Origin of the sequence: Pseudomonas entomophila, assembly GCF_029193575.1 — a bacterium.
Classification (GTDB): Bacteria; Pseudomonadota; Gammaproteobacteria; order Pseudomonadales; family Pseudomonadaceae; genus Aquipseudomonas; species Aquipseudomonas entomophila_G.
Window position 1 is genome coordinate 279,763 of sequence record NZ_JARGCS010000008.1, and the last position, 17,335, is coordinate 297,097.

General features: G+C 66.5%; 18 protein-coding genes. 8 read left to right on the forward strand and 10 right to left on the reverse strand.

The window, feature by feature from the left end; all coding sequences use genetic code 11:
- Positions 1–119: 119 nt before the first annotated feature.
- Positions 120–1,493 (reverse strand): nucleotide 5'-monophosphate nucleosidase PpnN, encoded by a 1,374-nt coding sequence (gene ppnN / locus P0Y43_RS02885; protein ID WP_275635790.1) that lies wholly within the window; start codon positions 1,491–1,493, stop codon positions 120–122.
- 241 nt (positions 1,494–1,734) lie between these two features.
- Between ppnN and P0Y43_RS02890 the strand changes: the two genes are divergently transcribed.
- Complete coding sequence (locus P0Y43_RS02890) at positions 1,735–2,136, forward strand: hypothetical protein (protein WP_275635791.1); 402 nt, start codon at positions 1,735–1,737, stop codon at positions 2,134–2,136.
- A 3-nt stretch (positions 2,137–2,139) separates the two neighbouring features.
- Here P0Y43_RS02890 and P0Y43_RS02895 read toward each other — a convergent pair whose 3' ends face one another.
- Positions 2,140–2,757, reverse strand: coding sequence for a LysE family transporter (locus tag P0Y43_RS02895; protein ID WP_275635792.1), 618 nt, complete (start codon positions 2,755–2,757; stop codon positions 2,140–2,142).
- 167 nt (positions 2,758–2,924) lie between these two features.
- Here P0Y43_RS02895 and P0Y43_RS02900 point away from each other — a divergent pair, with 167 nt between their 5' ends.
- From P0Y43_RS02900 to P0Y43_RS02915, 4 genes are read left to right on the forward strand one after another with little or no spacing between them, the layout of a single operon-like run.
- The gene (locus P0Y43_RS02900; RefSeq protein WP_275635793.1) at positions 2,925–3,146 is read left to right on the forward strand and encodes an MbtH family protein; all 222 of its coding nucleotides are present in this window, start codon (positions 2,925–2,927) and stop codon (positions 3,144–3,146) included.
- Positions 3,143–3,862, forward strand: coding sequence for a thioesterase II family protein (locus tag P0Y43_RS02905; RefSeq protein ID WP_275635794.1), 720 nt, complete (start codon positions 3,143–3,145; stop codon positions 3,860–3,862). The genes P0Y43_RS02900 and P0Y43_RS02905 overlap by 4 nt, the downstream gene beginning before the upstream one ends.
- A gap of 59 nt (positions 3,863–3,921) precedes the next feature.
- Positions 3,922–4,473 carry a hydrolase gene (locus P0Y43_RS02910; RefSeq protein WP_275635795.1) on the forward strand — a complete coding sequence of 184 codons (552 nt, stop codon included), beginning with the start codon at positions 3,922–3,924 and terminating at the stop codon, positions 4,471–4,473.
- A complete protein-coding gene (locus P0Y43_RS02915) occupies positions 4,470–5,552 on the forward strand; it encodes a DUF1615 domain-containing protein (protein WP_430540216.1) in 1,083 nt (360 codons plus the stop codon). Before P0Y43_RS02910 ends, P0Y43_RS02915 begins: the two co-directional genes overlap by 4 nt.
- Positions 5,553–5,617: 65 nt before the next feature.
- Here P0Y43_RS02915 and P0Y43_RS02920 read toward each other — a convergent pair whose 3' ends face one another.
- The 8 genes from P0Y43_RS02920 to P0Y43_RS02955 are packed head-to-tail and all read right to left on the reverse strand — an operon-like array spanning position 5,618 to position 11,694.
- Positions 5,618–6,505 (reverse strand): metal ABC transporter solute-binding protein, Zn/Mn family, encoded by an 888-nt coding sequence (locus P0Y43_RS02920; RefSeq protein WP_275635815.1) that lies wholly within the window; start codon positions 6,503–6,505, stop codon positions 5,618–5,620.
- Positions 6,506–6,507: 2 nt separating this feature from the next.
- The gene (locus P0Y43_RS02925; protein WP_275635796.1) at positions 6,508–7,407 is read right to left on the reverse strand and encodes a metal ABC transporter permease; all 900 of its coding nucleotides are present in this window, start codon (positions 7,405–7,407) and stop codon (positions 6,508–6,510) included.
- Positions 7,407–8,153 carry a metal ABC transporter ATP-binding protein gene (locus tag P0Y43_RS02930; RefSeq protein ID WP_275635797.1) on the reverse strand — a complete coding sequence of 249 codons (747 nt, stop codon included), beginning with the start codon at positions 8,151–8,153 and terminating at the stop codon, positions 7,407–7,409. Before P0Y43_RS02930 ends, P0Y43_RS02925 begins: the two co-directional genes overlap by 1 nt.
- Positions 8,150–9,052, reverse strand: coding sequence for a metal ABC transporter substrate-binding protein (locus P0Y43_RS02935; RefSeq protein ID WP_275635798.1), 903 nt, complete (start codon positions 9,050–9,052; stop codon positions 8,150–8,152). The genes P0Y43_RS02930 and P0Y43_RS02935 overlap by 4 nt, the downstream gene beginning before the upstream one ends.
- Positions 9,053–9,096: 44 nt before the next feature.
- Positions 9,097–9,666, reverse strand: coding sequence for a DUF6162 family protein (locus tag P0Y43_RS02940; protein ID WP_275635799.1), 570 nt, complete (start codon positions 9,664–9,666; stop codon positions 9,097–9,099).
- Positions 9,663–9,983: a hypothetical protein gene (locus P0Y43_RS02945; RefSeq protein ID WP_275635800.1), complete on the reverse strand. Its 321-nt coding sequence runs from the start codon at positions 9,981–9,983 to the stop codon at positions 9,663–9,665. Before P0Y43_RS02945 ends, P0Y43_RS02940 begins: the two co-directional genes overlap by 4 nt.
- Positions 9,980–10,519, reverse strand: a complete 540-nt coding sequence (locus P0Y43_RS02950) for a thiamine pyrophosphate-binding protein (RefSeq protein WP_275635801.1) — start codon at positions 10,517–10,519, stop codon at positions 9,980–9,982. Before P0Y43_RS02950 ends, P0Y43_RS02945 begins: the two co-directional genes overlap by 4 nt.
- Positions 10,516–11,694, reverse strand: a complete 1,179-nt coding sequence (locus P0Y43_RS02955; RefSeq protein ID WP_275635802.1) for a PepSY-associated TM helix domain-containing protein — start codon at positions 11,692–11,694, stop codon at positions 10,516–10,518. Before P0Y43_RS02955 ends, P0Y43_RS02950 begins: the two co-directional genes overlap by 4 nt.
- A gap of 490 nt (positions 11,695–12,184) precedes the next feature.
- On the opposite strand from P0Y43_RS02955, the gene P0Y43_RS02960 reads away from it, so the two are divergent.
- The 3 genes from P0Y43_RS02960 to P0Y43_RS02970 form a co-directional block, all read left to right on the forward strand.
- Complete coding sequence (locus tag P0Y43_RS02960) at positions 12,185–13,582, forward strand: PAAR domain-containing protein (protein WP_275635803.1); 1,398 nt, start codon at positions 12,185–12,187, stop codon at positions 13,580–13,582.
- Positions 13,583–13,598: 16 nt separating this feature from the next.
- Positions 13,599–13,967 carry a hypothetical protein gene (locus P0Y43_RS02965; RefSeq protein ID WP_275635804.1) on the forward strand — a complete coding sequence of 123 codons (369 nt, stop codon included), beginning with the start codon at positions 13,599–13,601 and terminating at the stop codon, positions 13,965–13,967.
- A 318-nt stretch (positions 13,968–14,285) separates the two neighbouring features.
- Positions 14,286–17,335, forward strand: a 3,050-nt coding sequence (locus tag P0Y43_RS02970) for an amino acid adenylation domain-containing protein (RefSeq protein ID WP_275635805.1), incomplete at its 3' end; no start/stop codon positions are given.

Genomic DNA, 17,335 nt, shown 5'->3' on the forward strand with positions numbered 1-17,335 from the left:
CTGTGGGGCAATCGCGGGGCCAGCCCGCTCCCGCAGGCACGGCGCTACCTTGGAGAGCGGCGCCGTGCCTGTGGAAGCGGGCTGGCCCCGCGATCAGGCCGCCTAGCGGCCCCGTGTCGTTAACTCACCACCTGATAACACGGCACATACGCCGCCCCACCCGGCAACTTCATGCGGTGCTGGTCGACGAACGCCTGCAGCAACCGCCCCAGCGGGTCGAGGATCGCGCTGTCGCCGTGAATCTGGTACGGCCCATGCTCCTCGATCAGGCGGATGCCCTTGTCCTTGACGTTGCCTGCGACGATCCCGGAAAACGCCCTGCGCAGGTTGGCGGCCAGCTCGTGGGGCGGCAACGTCTGGCGCAGGGCCAGGTTGGCCATGGCCTCGTGGGTGGGGTCGAACGGGCGCTGGAAGCTCTCTTCGATCTTCAGCAGCCAGTTGAAGTGGAACGCATCGTTACGCTCGCGGCGGAACTGCTTGACCGCCTTGAGCCCCTCGACCATGTGCCGTGCCACTTCGGCCGGGTCGTCGATGATGATCTGGTAGTGACGGTGTGCCGCCTCGCCCAGGGTCGCGCCGACGAACGCGTGCAATTGTTGCAGGTACGGCTCGGCGCTGCGCGGGCCGGTGAGGATGACCGGGAAGGGCAGGTCCTGGTTGTCCGGGTGCATGAGGATGCCGAGCAGGTACAGGAATTCCTCGGCGGTGCCAGCGCCGCCTGGGAAGATGATGATGCCGTGACCGACGCGCACGAAGGCTTCCAGGCGCTTCTCGATGTCCGGCAGGATCACCAGCTCGTTGACGATCGGGTTCGGTGCCTCGGCGGCGATGATGCCGGGCTCGGTCAAGCCCAGGTAGCGGCTGCCGTGCATGCGCTGCTTGGCATGGGCGATGGTGGCGCCCTTCATCGGGCCCTTCATCACACCCGGCCCGCAGCCGGTGCACACATCCAGCTTGCGCAGGCCCAGCTCGTGGCCGACCTTCTTGGTGTACTGGTATTCCTCGCTGCTGATCGAGTGGCCGCCCCAGCACACCACCATCTTCGGCTCCACGCCAGGGCGCAGGGTGCGGGCGTTGCGCAGCAGGTGGAAGACGTAGTCGGTGATGCCCTGGGAGCTTTCCAGGTCGATGCGCTGGCTGGCCAGCTCGCTTTCGGTGTAGACGATGTCGCGCAGGGCGCTGAACAGCATTTCCCGGGTGCTGGCGATCATTTCGCCATCGACGAAGGCGTCGGCCGGGGCGTTGAGCAGTTCCAGGCGCACGCCACGGTCCTGCTGGTGGATGCGTACCTCGAAGTCGCGGTAGGCCTCGAGGATGGTCTTGGCGTTGTCGACATGGGCGCCGGTATTGAGGATCGCCAGGGCGCACTGGCGGAAGAGGTTGTAGAGGCTGCCGGTACCGACTTCGCTCAGCTGCTGCACTTCACGCTGGGAGAGGGTTTCGAGGCTGCCCTTGGGGCTGACGGATGCGTCGATGACATTGCGTTGGAGCATCTAAGTCTTTCCTGTGCGGGTAAAACATCCTTCTTTGACAACACCATACCGTCAAAATGGCGTGGCAACGAGCGTCGAAGAGAAATGTTTCGCCAGCTCCGGCCCTGTCGCGGGGCAGGCCCGCGCCCACAGGCACCCCGCATGATTTGAGTACTGCGGGGTGCCTGTGAGCGCGGGCCTGCCCCGCGACCGGTCCCATAGATGTCTTTCACCCGCCACGGAAACCGCTATTCTTGGCCCCATGAGCAGCCCACCTCCCCAGCGCCACCCATGCCCCCCGGGCGCCTGCGATTGCGGACGCGAACAGCTGGCCGACGCGTCGCCGGTCGCCCAGCGCATCCTGCTGCTCACCCGGCAGGAAGAAAAACGCCTGCTCGAACGCCTGGAAAACCTGCGCGACCTGGAAGACCTGCAACGCTTGCAATCACGGCTCTACGAACAACTGGGCATCCGCGTGCACATCACACCCGGCTACAACGAAGTGCGCACCATGCGCGGCATCGTCATCGAGCTGGAGCAGCAGACCGGCCTGTGCCGCAAGACCCGCCAGTCGATCCCGGCAGCCATCCGCCGTGGGCTGGAGCGCAACCCGCAGGTGGCGTTCCGCCTCCTCGATGCCCACGACCTGCTGCGCGACGCCTGAGCCTCAGCGCATCGCCGCCAGCTTGATGCCAAAGCCCACCAGGCAGGCCCCGGCCACGCGCTCCAGGAGGTTGGTGATGCGCGGGTTGGCGCGCATGCGCTCGGCCAGGCGGTGGGTCAGCAGCACCGCGATCAAGCCATAGAGGAAGGTCAGCGCCGCCACGGTGAAGGCCATGAAGGCGAAGGTGACCATGCCCTGGTGGTTGACCGGGTCGATGAACAGCGGGAAGAACGCCATGTAGAACATGATCGCCTTGGGGTTGAGCAGGGTGATCATCATCGTCTGGCGCAGGTAGTGGCCGCTGTCCATGCGGCTTTCGCGCGGCGCAGCGCCTGGCTTGCTCAGCACCATGCGCAGGCCCAGCCAGGCCAGGTAGGCCGCACCGGCCCACTGCACCACGTGGAAGGCCGCCGGGTAGGCCGCCAGCAGGGTCGCCACGCCGGCCACCGCCAGCCACATCAGCACCTGGTCGCCGAGGATCACCCCCAGCGTTGCCGCCAGCCCGCCCTTGATACCGCCCTTGCCGGTGGCGGTGATCAGCGCGAAGTTGCCGGGGCCGGGGATCGCCAGCAGGACGATGAAGGCGATGACGAAGGCGCCGTAGTCGGTTACACCGAGCATGGGGAGGTCTCCTGGGGAAGTGTGTCTGGATATATGCCAGCTTCCGGGGCACTTGCAAAGCAGGATTCAGCGCGCCCGACCCTAAATCTCTTGCTACCCGCTTCGTTTCCCTCAAAGCCCCCCTGCGTCCTGACGCACCGGCCCCTCATCACCCAAGGAGACAGGCAATGACTTCCGTATTCGACCGCGACGACATCGTGTTCCAGGTAGTGGTCAACCACGAAGAGCAATATTCCATCTGGCCCGACTACAAGGCGATCCCCAACGGCTGGCGCACCGTGGGCAAGAGTGGCCTGAAGAAGGACTGCCTGGCCTACATCGACGAAGTCTGGACCGACATGCGCCCGCTGAGCCTGCGCCAGAAAATGGCCGAAGCCGCCGCGCAGTGACCACCCTGAACCTGCTGTGCCTGCCGTATTCGGGGGCCAGCGCCATGGTCTACAGCCGCTGGCGGCGCAAGCTGCCGGCTTGGCTGCAGGTGCGCCCGGTGGAGTTGCCTGGCCGTGGCGCGCGCCTGGGCGAGGCGTTGCAGACCGACATGCAGGCCCTGGCCCGGCAACTGGCCGCCGAACAGCGCCTGGCAGCCAGCACGCCCTATGCGCTGCTCGGCCACAGCCTCGGCGCGCTGCTGGCCTTCGAGCTGGCCCATGAGCTGCAGGCCCTCGGCTGCCCGCCGCCGGTGGCGCTGTTCGCCTGTGGCACGGCGGCGCCGACCCGGCGGGAAGACTACGACGGCAAGAACTGGCGCGAAGCGAAGACCGATGCCGAGCTGATCGACGAGCTGCGCGAGCTGCAAGGCACCCCCGAGGAAGTGTTGGCCAACCAGGAGCTGATGAGCCTGACCCTGCCGGTGCTGCGTGCCGATTTTCTGCTCTGCGGCCACTACGCCTACCGCCAGCGCCCGCCGTTGCGCTGCCCGCTGCACGTGCTCGGTGGCGAAAGCGACCGCGCCAGCGAGGAGCAATTGCTGGCCTGGGGCAAGGAGACCGTCGGCGAGTTCTCCCAGCGCCTGTTCCCCGGTGGCCACTTCTTCATTCACGAGCAGGAAGACCGGGTGCTCGGCGCGCTCGTGGCGTCGCTGCAGCCGCTTCGCCTGACCGCCTGATTGACGCGCTGCCCGGCCTGGGGGAGGCTTGAGGCTTTCCCCAGGACAAGGCCATCCCCATGCTGATCGATCCCCGCGAGGCCACGCTGCTGGTCGTCGACATCCAGGAAAAACTCATTGGCGCCATGAGCGACCCTGAAGGCACCCGCGCGCGTGCGCGCTGGCTGCTGGCCGCCACCGCCGAGCTGGAGGTGCCCACGGTGATCTCCGAGCAATACCCCAAGGGCCTCGGCGCAACCCTGCCCGAGCTGCTGGCCGCGGCGCCCGCCGCCCAGGTGGTGGAAAAACTGCACTTCTCCTGCGTCGCCGCCGAGTGCCTGCCGGCCAGCCTGTTGCAGCGCCGACAGGTGATCGTCTGCGGTATGGAAACCCACGTCTGCGTGCTGCAGACGGTGCTCGGCCTGTTGGCCCTGGGCAAGCAGGTGTTCGTGGTCGAAGACGCCTGCGACAGCCGCACCCTGGCCAGCAAGGCGGCGGGTCTTGCGCGCATGCGCGATGCCGGGGCGCAGTTGGTCACCCGCGAGATGGTGCTGTTCGAGCTGCTGGGCAGCGCCAGCCACCCGTTGTTCCGGCACGTCAGCAAGACCTACCTGGTCGGTGAGCGGCCCTGAACGGGCGGCTGTTGGCGAGCGGTCTGGTCGTCCTCGCGCTGCTCCAGGGCTGCGCCGGGCGCATCGAGGAGGCGCCGGAGGCCGACCCGGCCAAGGTCCGCGCGCAGTTGCTGCGCCTGCTGCCGACCTCGGTGAAGGACCGCGAAGGCTGGGCGCGGGACATCCAGGTGGCGTTCGAGGCCCAGCGCATCGCGCCGAGCAAGAGCAACCTGTGCGCGGTGTTGGCCGTCACCGAGCAGGAGTCGACCTTCACCGCCGACCCGCAGGTGCCCAACCTCGGGCGCATCGCCCGGGAGGAAATCGACCGCCGCGCCGCGCGCCTGCACATTCCCAGGCTGTTGGTCGATGGCGCCCTGGCGACGCCCTCGGCCAACGGCCAGACCTACCAGCAACGGCTGCTGGCCGTGCGCAGCGAGAAGCAGCTGAGCGCGCTGTTCGACGACTTCATCGCGGGGTTGCCGTTGGGCGACAAGCTGCTGGGCGGGCTGAACCCGGTGCACACCGGCGGGCCGATGCAGGTCAGCATCGACTTCGCCGAGCGGCATGCCAAGGACTACCCCTACACCCGGCAGGGCACGGTGCGCCAGGAGGTGTTCAGCCGCCGCGGCGGGATGTACTTCGGCATCGCTCACCTGCTGGGCTACCCGACTCACTACGAGCGGCCGCTGTACCGCTTCGCTGACTTCAACGCCGGTTGGTACGCCAGCCGCAATGCTGCGTTTCAGGCGGCGCTAAGCCGGGTGACCGGGGCGAAATTGGCGCTGGATGGTGACTTGGTGGCGCCGGGGGCGATCATGCCGGGCAATACCGAGCAGGCGGCGCGCATGTTGGGCCGGCAGTTGGGGCTGCGCAACCCGCAGATCCGCAGCCAGTTGGAGCAGGAGAACAGCCTGGCGCTGGAGGATACCGAGCTGTACCGCGGGGTGTTCGCCCTGGCCGAGGCCAAGGCCGGTAAGCCGTTGCCACGGGCGGTGTTGCCGGGGATCGAACTGAAGAGCCCGAAGATCACCCGCAAGCTGACCACGGCGTGGTTCGCGGGGCGGGTGGATGAACGCTACCAGCGGTGCATGAAGCGCTGAACGCCGCTCCATGAACGGTGTGGTTCCTGTCGGGCCTTGCCCCGCGATGGCCTCTACGTCGCTCGTCAGCCTTGCTGCAGCGCCGCCACCACCTGGTCGACACTGGCCTTCAGCCCCGCCACGGTATCTTCTGGGTCACTGTCGATCACCACCAGCTTCGCCCCTGCGGCCTCGATCACCTTGACCACCTCGGCCTCCGGCTGGCGATGGTGCAATACCAGCGCCACGTCCTGCGCCTTGAGGTTCTCGCCCAGCGCCTTGAGCGCCGCCTCGTCCCATTTGTCGCCGGCGGGCAACGGCTGCGCCACCACATCCAGGTTCAGCCCGCTGGCCAGGTAGCCCAGGCGCTCCGACAGGCTCACCACGCTCAGGTTGTCCGCCGTCGCCAGGCGCGTCTGGCTGCTGGAGGTCAGCGCCAGCAGCTCGCGCTTGAGCCCGGCCAGGTTGGCCTGGATCTTCGCCTTGTCGCCCGGCGACAGGCGCTCCAGGTCATTGGCCACCACATCGGCCATGCGCCCGAGGTTGATCGGGTTGAGCCACGGGTAGGCGGCGAATGCGTCGTCGCCGTTTACCGCGATGCCTGGCAACGCACCGTCTACCGGGTGCGCGGCGTCGATCTCGACGATGCGGATGTTGCTGCGCCGGGCCGTTGGGTAGAGCGGGTCGTCGCGCCAGATCGAGCGCACGCCGATCACCGCATCGGCCTGCTGCGCCGCCGTGTGCAGGCTCTCGCCGCCACGCCCGGAGAAGTACGACGGCTGGCGCGTGGCCGGCAGGTTGGCCGGGGCGGCGCGCTTGAGCTGCACCGAGGTGCCGTCGAGCAGCGCCTGCGCCAGGCTGTGGGTCACGGGCAAGGTGGTGAGCACCTCGGGCGCGGCGGCGGGTTGCGCGGCTTGGGCGAAGGCGGGCAGGGCGGCCAAGGCCAGGGCCAGGCACAGGGGCTTGAGGTTCAGGGTCATGCCGGGTTTCCTTGCAGGCGGGGGACGAGGGCGCGGGCCAGGGCGGCGAGGGCGAAGCAGAAACCGGCGACCAGGATGATCGCCGCGCCCGACGGCACCGGCAGGTCGAAGACGATCGGCAACAGGATGCCGAGCAAGGTGCTCAGGGTGGCGATCAGCACCGAGATGAAGAAAAAGCCCTTCAGCGACTGGCTGACCAACCGCGCGGCCGCAGCCGGGATCACTAGCAGCGCACCGACCAGGATCGCCCCGATCACCTTCACCGAGGCCACGGTCACCAGGGTGACCAGCACCACGAACAGGTAGTCCAGGGTTTTCACCGCCACCCCGCGCACCGCCGCCAGTTGCGGGTTGAAACTGGCCAGGATGATGCGGTTGTACAGCGGCAACGCCAGGGCCAGCACCAGGATCGCCACCACGCCCAGCACCACCAGGTCGTGGGCGCTGACGGTCAGCACCGAGCCGAACAGCACGTTCTCCAGGATATGCACGTTGATCTTGCCGGCCAGCATCAGCAGCAGGCTCGCCCCCAGGGCCAGGGACACCGAGAGGAACACGCCGATCAGGGTGTCTGGCGAAAGCCCGGTGCGGTTGCGCAGGAAGTTCAACAGGATGCCGAACAGCAGGCAGTAGCCGAACAGGCTGCCATACGGCCCGGTGTAGGGCTCGCCGAGCAGGATGCCGATGGCCACGCCGGTCAGCGCCGCATGGCCCACGGCCTCGGAGAAGAAGGCGAAGCGCTTGACCACCACCAGGGTGCCCAGGCCGCCCAGCACCGGGCCGATCATCAGGCCGGCGAGCAGGGCGTTGATCACGAAACCGTAGGCCAGCGCCTCCGGCAGGTAGCCAGCCGTGGCCCAGTCCTGGACCAGCTGGCGGAAAGCTTCATAGCTCATCAGGCGAGGCTCTCGCTGCGAGGGTGGACGGAGAACAGGCCGAGCAGGCGCTCCGGGGTCAGGGCCTGGGCGGGCGGGGCGTCGAACAGCACCTTGCGGCTCAGCCCGGTGACCCGGTCGGCCAGGCGCAGCACGGCTTCGAGGTCGTGCTCGATCCACAGCACGGTGGTGCCGGCCTGGCGCCAGCCGTGCAGCAGTTGCTCGAACACCTGGATGCCCGCCTCGTCGAGCGCCGACATCGGCTCATCCAGCACCAGCAGTTGCGGTTCGGGAACCAAGCCCTGGGCCAGCAGCACACGCTGGCGCTCGCCACCGGACAACGCGCCCATGCGCCGCTTGCGCTTGTCGAGCATGCCCACCCGCGCCAGCGCGGCGTCGATGTCGGGCCGGGCCTTGCGCGACAGGCCGAGGAAGGCCGGGCGCTGTTGGCACATGGCGGCCATGAAGTCGTCCACGGTCATCGGCAGGCCGCGGTCGAACTCCAGCGCTTGCGGCACGTAGCCGATCACTTCGCGCTCGCTCGGCCAATGCAGGGTCAGTTGGCCCTGGTGCGGCATCTGCCCGAGCAGGGTCTTGATCAGCGAGCTCTTGCCGCCGCCGTTGGGGCCGACGATGGCGTGCACGCTGCCGGCGGCGACGCTGAAGCCGACCTGTTCAAGGATGCGCGTGCGCCCCAGGGTCAGGTCGATGCCGGCGAACTCGATGCGTGGCCCGCAGGACGTGGCCAGGTTGGCCGCGGCGGTCATGCGTGGTTCTCCTGGATGGCCTTGACCACGGTGTCGAGGTTGCGCTTCATCTCCACCTCGTATTTCTCCTTGGTGTATTCGCCGTAGGAGATGTGCGTCAGCGGGTAGATGTGCACGCCGGACTCGCGCTGGATGGTGTCCACGTAAGCCGACGGGAAGTCCATTTCCGAGAAGATCACCTTCACGTCCAGGGCCTTGAGCTGGTCGATGGTCTTCTTCAACTGCGCCGGGCTCGGCTCGATGCCGTGGGCCGGCTCGACCACCGCGGTCACCTCCAGGCCGAAATCGCGCACCAGGTAGTCGTAGGCGGCATGGATGGTCGCCACGCGGAACTCCGCGCCCGGCGCCTCGGTGACCTTGGCCAGCGCCTCGGCGCGCAGGGCCCGCAGGCGCTTGGCGTAGGCGCGGGCGTTCTGCGTGTAGTAGGTGGCGTTGGTTGGGTCGAGCTTGCCCAGTTCGCGGGCGATGTTGTTGACCTGGGCGATGCTGGCGCTGATCGACAGGAAGGTGTGCGGGTTGACCACCTTGCCGGCGCCGCGCGCGGCGATGCCGGTGGCCGCCAGCAGCGGCACGTTCTCGTTGGCCTCGATGGTCTTGATGTCGGGTTTTTCGCTGGCGGCGATCATGCGGTCGGCGAAGTCGTCGTGGCCGATGCCGTTGAGCACGATCACGTCCAGGGTGCCGATGCGCTTGATGTCTTCGGCGCGCGGCTCGTAGGCATGCGGGTTGAAGCCAGCGGGAATCAGCGGCACCACCTCGGCGCGATCGCCGACCACGTTGCTCACGTAGCTGTAGTAGGGGTGCAGGGTGATGCCGATGCGCAGGGGCTTGCCGGTGTCGGCCAGGGCCATGGCCGGCAGGACGCAGGCCAGGAGCAGAGCGAGGGCGGAGCGAAGCATTGGGAAGTCCTTGGGGTCAGTGGCCGAGGTTCGGTGGCGATGGCTCAGTGGCGATGTTGGCGGGTGACGCCGGCGTCGTAGTGGCTGACGACCTGCTGCCAGCCTGCGGCGATCAACGCATCACGGCCCAGGTCGTCCGGGGCCTGCGCGCTGCGATCACGGCGCAGCCAGACGTCGCCCGCCCCGTCGCCGTCGCCGGGCAGGATCACCAGGAAACTGCCGGCCACCTCGGCGTCCTGGCTACTGCCCAGGTAGGCGCCGCTGCTCAGCCACTGCCACTGGTGGCGGCCGCGGCTGGCGCTGCTGGCGTCGTCGACGAACGGCGGCAAGCCTTCCTCGGCCAATGCCTCGACGCTCGGCACCTCAGCGGTTTCCTCGCGTAGCGCGCGGATCTCGTCGAGGGCCACGTGCAGGTCGGTGTAGATGCCCTGTTCGGCGGCGTTGAGGTCGCGGCGGGCGTCGACTTGATAGCTTTCGATGGCCTGTTCGTCGACCCGCTCGCCGCGCAGGCTCACCACCGTGGCGGCCACGGCGAGGAGCAGCAGCGCCGCCAGCAGTACGTAGAGGGTTTCGTGCCCGGCACCGGCCGGGCGGATCACTTGGGCGCGGCTCATGGCTGGGCGATGTCCGCGTAGTCGATCTCCACCACGTGGCCGGGGCCGGCGTCGAACAGCACGTAGAACTCGCCATCCGGGCGCTTGAAGGTCAGGGTCGAGTCGTCGCCGAGCTTGCCGGGCACCAGCACCTGCTCGTCGTAGCCGATCACGTCCAAGGTCACCCCCGGCGCGCCACTGCCGTCTGAGAAGCCGCCGGTGCACTTGATCTGGTCGCTGCCTTGCGGCACGCAGTCGCACATCGGGTTGTGCGCCAGCGCCGGGGTCGCGGCCAGGGCCAGCAGGGGCAGGGCGAGCCTGCGCAGCAGGTACTTCATTGCTTGTCTCCTTGTTTCTCGAGCCAGGCGGCAGTGGCCGGCGAGGCCTTGGCCAGCGGCACGGAGGCCTGGTGCATGCTGCCGTCCCAGCCTTCGAGGGTGATCCACAGTTCGGCGTCGGGGCGGGTGCGGGGCGGGATCGGCAGCGACGTGCTCATGCGGTACGGCGGGCCGAACAGGATGCTGCCGGCGGTGCGCAGGTTGCGCGGCTTGCCGATGCGCAGGTAGATCGCCTTGACCCCTTCGGTGCAGGTGCGGCACAGGGCGGCGTTGAATTGCTTGAAGTGCCCGGCCGGGCCGTCGGCGCGTGGCGCTTCATCGCGCAGTTCGGCCAGGTCCAGGGTCCAGCGGTCGATCTGGATGGCCGTCACCGGGTTGGCGCCCAGGCCGCTGTCGCCGCGGAACAGGCTGGCGTCGGCGAAGTACTTGGGCATGAAGCCCAGGGGGATGAGGATCAGCAGGGCGTTGAGGTGGAAGCGCCATTTCAGCCACCACTGCTTGAAGCCGCCTTGCGGCAGGGGCTTGGCCTGGCTCATGGCTGTGCCTCCACGACGGTCTTGGGCGCACGCGCCGGGCGCTCGCTGCGTTTCAGGGCGGCGGCGGTGGCCTGGGCGGTGCGTTTGGTCCAGATCAGCAGGCCGCTGAACACCATCAGGGTCAGCACCAGGCCGAAGAAGAACCAGATCAGCTTGATCGACAGGCCGCCGAAGTCACCGGTGTGCAGCGGGCGCATGGACTCGGCGAAGAACTCCAGGCCCGTGCGGTCGGCCAGCAGGAACTGGCTGTCGACGTGGCGGGTGTAGGGGTTGACCGAGGCGGTCTGGTACATCAGCGGGTACCAGCCGCGGCCCATCAGGCCGATATGGCTGTAGGCGGTGGCCGGCAGGTTGATGTAGCTGATGTCCAGGCCCGGGATGCGCTCGCGGGCGATGCGCACGGCCTCGTCCAGGTCGGTGCGCGGCGCCGGGCTGCCGTCGGCGGTCTGCGGCACCTGCTCGCGGGCGATCACCGGCACGATGGGTTCGGAGGAGATGGTGATGTGGTTGTCGGCCAGGGTCGCCTGGATCAGGAACCAGGTGCCGGTGATGGAGATCACCGCGATGAACCAGATCGACCAGACCCCGGCCAGGCGGTGCACGTCGCCCCAGAAGATCCGCGAGCCGTGGGCCAGGCGCGGCAGCTTGAAGAAGCCGCGCCAGAATTTCTTGTACACCACCAGGCCCGTGATCAGCGAGGCGAGCATCGGCAGGCCGAGGATCGATACCAGGTACCAGCCCCAGCTGTAGCCGTTGGTGAACGGCACCAGCCACCAACCGTGCAGGGCGCGGGTGAAGGCTTCGAAGTTGAAGTCCGGGGTCTTGCCCTGAATGGCCCCGGTGTAGGGGTTCACGTACAGGCTCGGCGCGGTGCCGTCGGGGTAGGTGACGCCGACGTTGAGGGCGAAGTGCGAGCCGTCCGGCTGGTTGATGTAGCGCACCGCCATGTCCGGGTCGGCCTTGTGCAGGGCGTCGAGTACCTGCTGGTAGCTCAGGCGCTCGGCCTGGTCGTTCGGCGCGCTGGCGCGCACGTCGGGGTTGGCCAGCCAGACGATCTCCTGGCTGACCACCGCGAGCATGCCGGTGAAGCAGACGATCAACACGAAGAACCAGATGGGCAGGGCCAGCCAGCTATGAACCAGGAACCAGATTTTTGAACGCGACTTTTTCGACATGGATCAGGCAACTTGATATCAGGGCGTAATAGACGAGCGCGGCACGCCACGGGGGTGTGCCGCGAAAGCTGTGATTTCACGGTGTCTCATGAGTAAGGACGGATGAGACCGGGAAACCTGCTGCCTATAAATGCAAGTAAATGTTTCAAGCCCGGCAATCGTTATGGGTCTATGGGCTGTGACGCGCCCTCTGTGGGGCGGGTTTGCCTCGATATTCGTTTCATGTCCGGACCACGGCTGGAGATGTAACGAATGGGGGTGGGGGGAATTTACCGGTTTGTGTTGGGGTGATGGTGTCAGTGCCGGCCCAATCGCGGGGCAAGCCCGCTCAGGCGTGGCGGTGAACCTGATAGGGGCGGGCTTGGCCCTTGATGAGCTGCCGAAATATTCCGTCTTGGCGTAGGAAACGTCTTTTTCATTGCGGTCCCGGAAGCATATGGGTTTGCAACTGCTAGGTTCCCGAGCTTTTCCAGGCAAAAGGAACCTGCACATGTATCGCGTCAGTCTTGATGGTAGGGGGCAGGCAGTAGATGGTGACGGCACCACAACGGGGGCGGTTTGCCTTGCCAGTGGTGTTGGCTACACCTGCGAGGGACGCAAGGTTCTGCGGGTGGGGGATGCGACGACGGACTGCCCGTTGTGCGGCGAGCCTGGCAGGGTCGTGGAGGGTTGTCGCTGGTTTACTTCCGATGGGCAGCCCGTGGCGCTGGATGGTTCGCTCGTGGCGTGCGGCTGTCCAAGTGGTAGCAACAGGGTAGTGGCGCCGTTGCATGGCAACCTGGCGTCTAGCCGCACGCAGCTTGCTGAAAATCCCGTTGCCCGCTCCAAGGCCGGGTTCGCAGGCCTCCAGTCCTCTACCGTGGCCTCCTCGCCACATAGCATCGTTTCGTCTCCAGCTAGCCTTGAGCCCGGCTTCTACATCGTGCCGCGCAGCATGTCCGGTGAACGGGTGCTGCTGAACTTGAGTGCGGACCAGTCCTTCTTGCCGATCGCGCGCTTCAGGCGCTTGAACCCGACCTTCGATGAAGGTTTCAAGGCCGGGGAAATGTTCGTCATTGGTGACCCCGGGAACGCCACGGCCTGTACCCGCGAGGAGGCGCACTTGATGCAGGCCGCCGAGCATGCGCGCCGGTCTTTGGCGATGCTCAGTGAGGCAGAGGCCGATTTCATGATGGAGCACATCGGTGAGATTGCTGGGGTGCTCAATGGGGCGAGCCAATCCATGGGGGTCGGCAAGGACATGTTGTCCCGTGGTTTGGGGCAAGTGGCAGACACGCTCAAGGGCATCGAGCAGCTGCATCAACGAGAGTTTGTCTTGCATGGGCATCTTAAAAGCCCGGAGTTTTTTGCATCACGCAGTGCGTTATATCAGCAGTTGGATGCGCAACTTCGTAGCGCATTCCTAGGTAAGTACCTCAACTTGGGTGGGTATGAAAGTTTGCGCAGAGGGCTGGGCATTTCCACTAAGAGTCTTGTGCATCACTGGTCCAAGTCGGGCGCGCCAGGGGCGATACCGGGGTATGCGACTCACCTGGATGAGGTGGCGAAGACAGCGAAATATTTGAAATATGGTGGACACGTGGCGCTAGGCCTTGGGGCGACCGCTTCTTATATGAAAATTCACGAAGCCTGTCGTGCGGGCGAAACGCAAGAGTGTAAGCGGGTTCGTCTTACCGAAACGGGCAGTTTTGCGGGGGGTCTTGCTGGTGGGGCTTTGGGGGCTGCGGCAGGTAAAGCGGTAACAGGTCTGGTGTGCAGTTTCGGTCTATGGGGGCGGGCCGCCTGTGGAATTGCAGTGATCGGGGTAGGCTCCTTTGGCGGTGCAAGTGCTGGAGGTCTTGCTGGCGAGAAGTTCGGAGAGCTGATCTATGAGGTTGGATATGATTGATTTGAGTGAGTGGCCCATGGCATTCAAGCTCGTCTCTATTCTCTTGCCATTCGTGATCGGCTTGGTCGGGCTGGCAGTCGAGCTGCACATTGCTGCATCGCGGCACTTTACGGTGATGTGTTCAGCACTTCAGCGAAGCCGTGGGCTCCACGAAGAGTTGAGAAATAGCGGGGCATTCACTATGAAGTTTCGATTAATGACGGTGAGTGCCATGGCGGCAGGAATGGTGTGGCCGGTTTTGGCCATTCGGCAAGGCTGGCTGGACCCGGAAGACTACCGGCTTTTTCCGGGCGCTCTTAAAAGGCGGATGAAGGTGGGTATGTACTGCATATTCATCGGTATGACAGGGATAGCGTTCGTTGCCTGTCTAGTTGAGTTCAAATGATAATAAGGTACTGCTTAAGTGTGAAATAAAGCCCCGCGAGTGCGGGGTTTTTATTGTGCGAGCGTTCGGCTGCCTGATGATCGTTGTGTTTGAAATAGCGCCAGATTCCAGCATGCGACACCCTTCCTGCAGGGCATGAGTGGGTGGGAGAAGTATCCCCGTTCATGCCGCTGGCGATGGGGGCCGGCGGGCACGTCGGCAATTCCCCTCCAGCCCCCGCCCCGCACCGCCGCCACCCGCTAATTTTTCCCGCCCCGGTTCGTTCTATAGGGACGACACACCTGTGCGCCTCCCGCCTCTGAACCCGGATGCCCCGAAATGAATGCTGATCAATCCCTCAAGCTCGCCGGCCGCTTCATCGGCCTGCCCCTGGACAAGCGGCGCACCTTCCTCGCCGCGCTGGAAAAGGAAGGGGTCAGCTTCCAGCAGTTTCCAATCCCGGCGGGGATCGAGGCGGACGATCGCCATGCCCTGTCGTTCGCCCAGCAGCGCATGTGGTTCCTCTGGGAGCTGGAACCCACCAGCGGCGCCTACAACCTGCCCGCCGCCGTGCGTCTGAAAGGCCCGCTGGATCGCGCCGCCCTGGAGCACGCCTTCGCCGCGCTGGTCGAGCGCCACGAAACCCTGCGCACGGTGTTCCAGCGCCAGGCCGACGGCCAAGTGCTGCAGGCGCCGTTGCAGGCGCCGGTGGCGGTGCAGTGGGCATCGCTGGCCGAACTGCCGGCGGACGCGCGTGAACGGCGGGTGGTCGAGCAGGCCGAGGACATGGCCGTGCAACCGTTCGACCTGGCGCAAGGCCCGCTGTTGCGCATCCGCCTGCTGGAACTGTCGGCGCAGGAGCACGTGCTGCTGCTGACCTTGCACCACATCGTCGCCGACGGCTGGTCGATGGCCGTGCTGATCGATGAGTTCATCCAGGCCTACCAGGCCTTCCTCGACGGTCAGTCGCCGAACTGGCCAGCGCTGCCGATCCAGTACCGGGACTACGCCCTGTGGCAGCGTCGCTGGCTGGAGGCGGGCGAGCAGCAGCGCCAGCTTGACTACTGGTTGGCACAGTTGGGCAATGACCACCCGGCCCTGGAGCTGCCCACCGATCACCCACGCCCGGCGCAGCCCAGCCACCGTGGCCGGCGCTGGGAATTCAACATCGAACCGGCGCTGGCCGAGCAACTGCGCTCACTGGCCCGGCGTCAGGACGTCAGCCTGTTCGTGGTGCTGTTGGCGGCCTTCAACCTGCTGCTGCAGCGCTACAGCGGCCAGCCCGACATTCGCATCGGCACGCCGATCGCCAACCGCAACCGCGCCGAGGTGGAAGGGCTGATCGGCTTCTTCGTCAACACCCAGGTGCTGCGCACCCAGGTCGACGGCCAGCTCGACGTCGGTGAATTCCTGCAACAGGTCAAGGCCACGGTGCTCGGCGCCCAGGCCCACCAGGACCTGCCGTTCGAGCAACTGGTCGAGGCCCTGCGCCTGGAACGCGATGCCAGCCGCACGCCGTTGTTCCAGGTGATGTACAACCACCAGCCGGAGGTGGCCGACATCAGCGCCTATGCACTGCCCTCGGGGCTGGCGTTGGAGCAGGTGCAATGGCAGGGGCGCACCACCCAGTTCGACCTGACCCTCGACACCTTCGAGAAGGCCGGTGAATTGCGCGCCGCGCTGACCTACGCCACCGACCTGTTCGACGCCGCGACCGTCGAGCGCCTGGCTGGGCACTGGATCGCGCTGTTGCAAGCGCTGGTGAGCGGGGAAGGGCGCCGCTTGTGCGAGCTGCCGATGCTGGGTGGCGAGGAACGCGACGCGATCGTTGGCGACTGGAACAAGGCGTTCGTCGAACACCCAGTCGAACAGTGCCTGCACCAGCTCATCGCCCAGCGTGCCCGCGAACACGCCGACGCGGTGGCGGTGAGCTTCGACGGCCAGCAACTGACCTACGCCCAGCTCAATGGCCAGGCCAACGCCCTGGCCCATGAACTGATCGCCCGTGGCGTCGGCCCGGACGTGCTGGTCGGCCTGGCCGTGGAGCGCAGCCTGGAGATGCTCGTCGGCCTGCTGGCGATCCTCAAGGCCGGCGGCGCCTACGTGCCGCTGGACCCAGCCTACCCGCAGGAGCGCCTGGCCTACATGATCGAGGACAGCGGCATCGCCTTGCTGCTGGCCCAGCCACAGGTGCTGGAGCGCCTGCCGCTGCCCGAGCAATTGCCGGTATTGCTGCTGGGCGACAGCGCCTCGCGCGACGACGACCCGGTCACCGCAGTCGGCCCGGACAACCTGGCCTACGTCATCTACACCTCCGGCTCCACCGGCAAGCCAAAGGGCACCTTGCTGGCGCACCGCAACGTGCTGCGCCTGTTCAGCGCCACCGATCAGTGGTTCGACTTCGGCCCGCAGGATGTCTGGACCCTGTTCCACTCCTACGGCTTCGACTTCTCGGTCTGGGAGATCTTCGGCGCGCTGCTCTACGGCGGCCGCCTGCTGGTGGTGCCGCAGGACGTCACCCGCTCGCCGCGCGAGTTCTACCAACTGCTGTGCGAACAGGGCGTCACAGTGCTGAACCAGACCCCGTCGGCCTTCAAGGCGTTGATGCAGGTCGCCTGCACCGAACCGGGCGAACAGCAACTGCGCCAAGTGATCTTCGGTGGCGAAGCGCTGGACGTGAAAAGCCTGCGCCCCTGGTTCGAGCGTTTCGGCGACCAGGCCCCGCAGTTGGTGAACATGTATGGCATCACCGAAACCACCGTGCACGTGACCTACCGCCCGCTGGCCCTGGCCGACCTGGAACGGGAAGCCAGCAGCCCGATCGGCGAGCCGATCCAGGACCTGTCGTGGTACCTGCTCGACGGCGACCTCAACCCGGTGCCCAAAGGCTGCGTCGGCGAGCTCTACGTCGGTCGCGCGGGCCTTGCGCGTGGCTACCTGAACCGGGGCGACCTGAGCGCGACGCGCTTCATCCCCGACCCGTTCGGCAACGACGGCGGCCGCCTGTACCGCACCGGCGACCTGGCCCGTTACCAGGCCGACGGCGTGATCGAGTACATCGGCCGTATCGACCACCAGGTGAAGATCCGCGGTTTCCGCATCGAACTGGGCGAAATCGAAGCGCGCCTGCTGGCCGACCCAGCGGTGGGCAGTGTGGCGGTATTGCCGCATGGCGAAGGCGAGGCGCTGCAACTGGTGGCCTACGTGGTGCCGAAAGATGCAGCGCTGGCCGACGCCAGCCCCGAAGCCCAGGCCGACGCCCGCGACCAGCTCAAGGCCGGCCTGCGCGGCCAGCTGCCGGAATACATGGTCCCGGCGCACCTGCTGCTGCTCGCCGAACTGCCGCTGACCACCAATGGCAAGCTCGACCGCAAGGCGCTGCCAGCCCC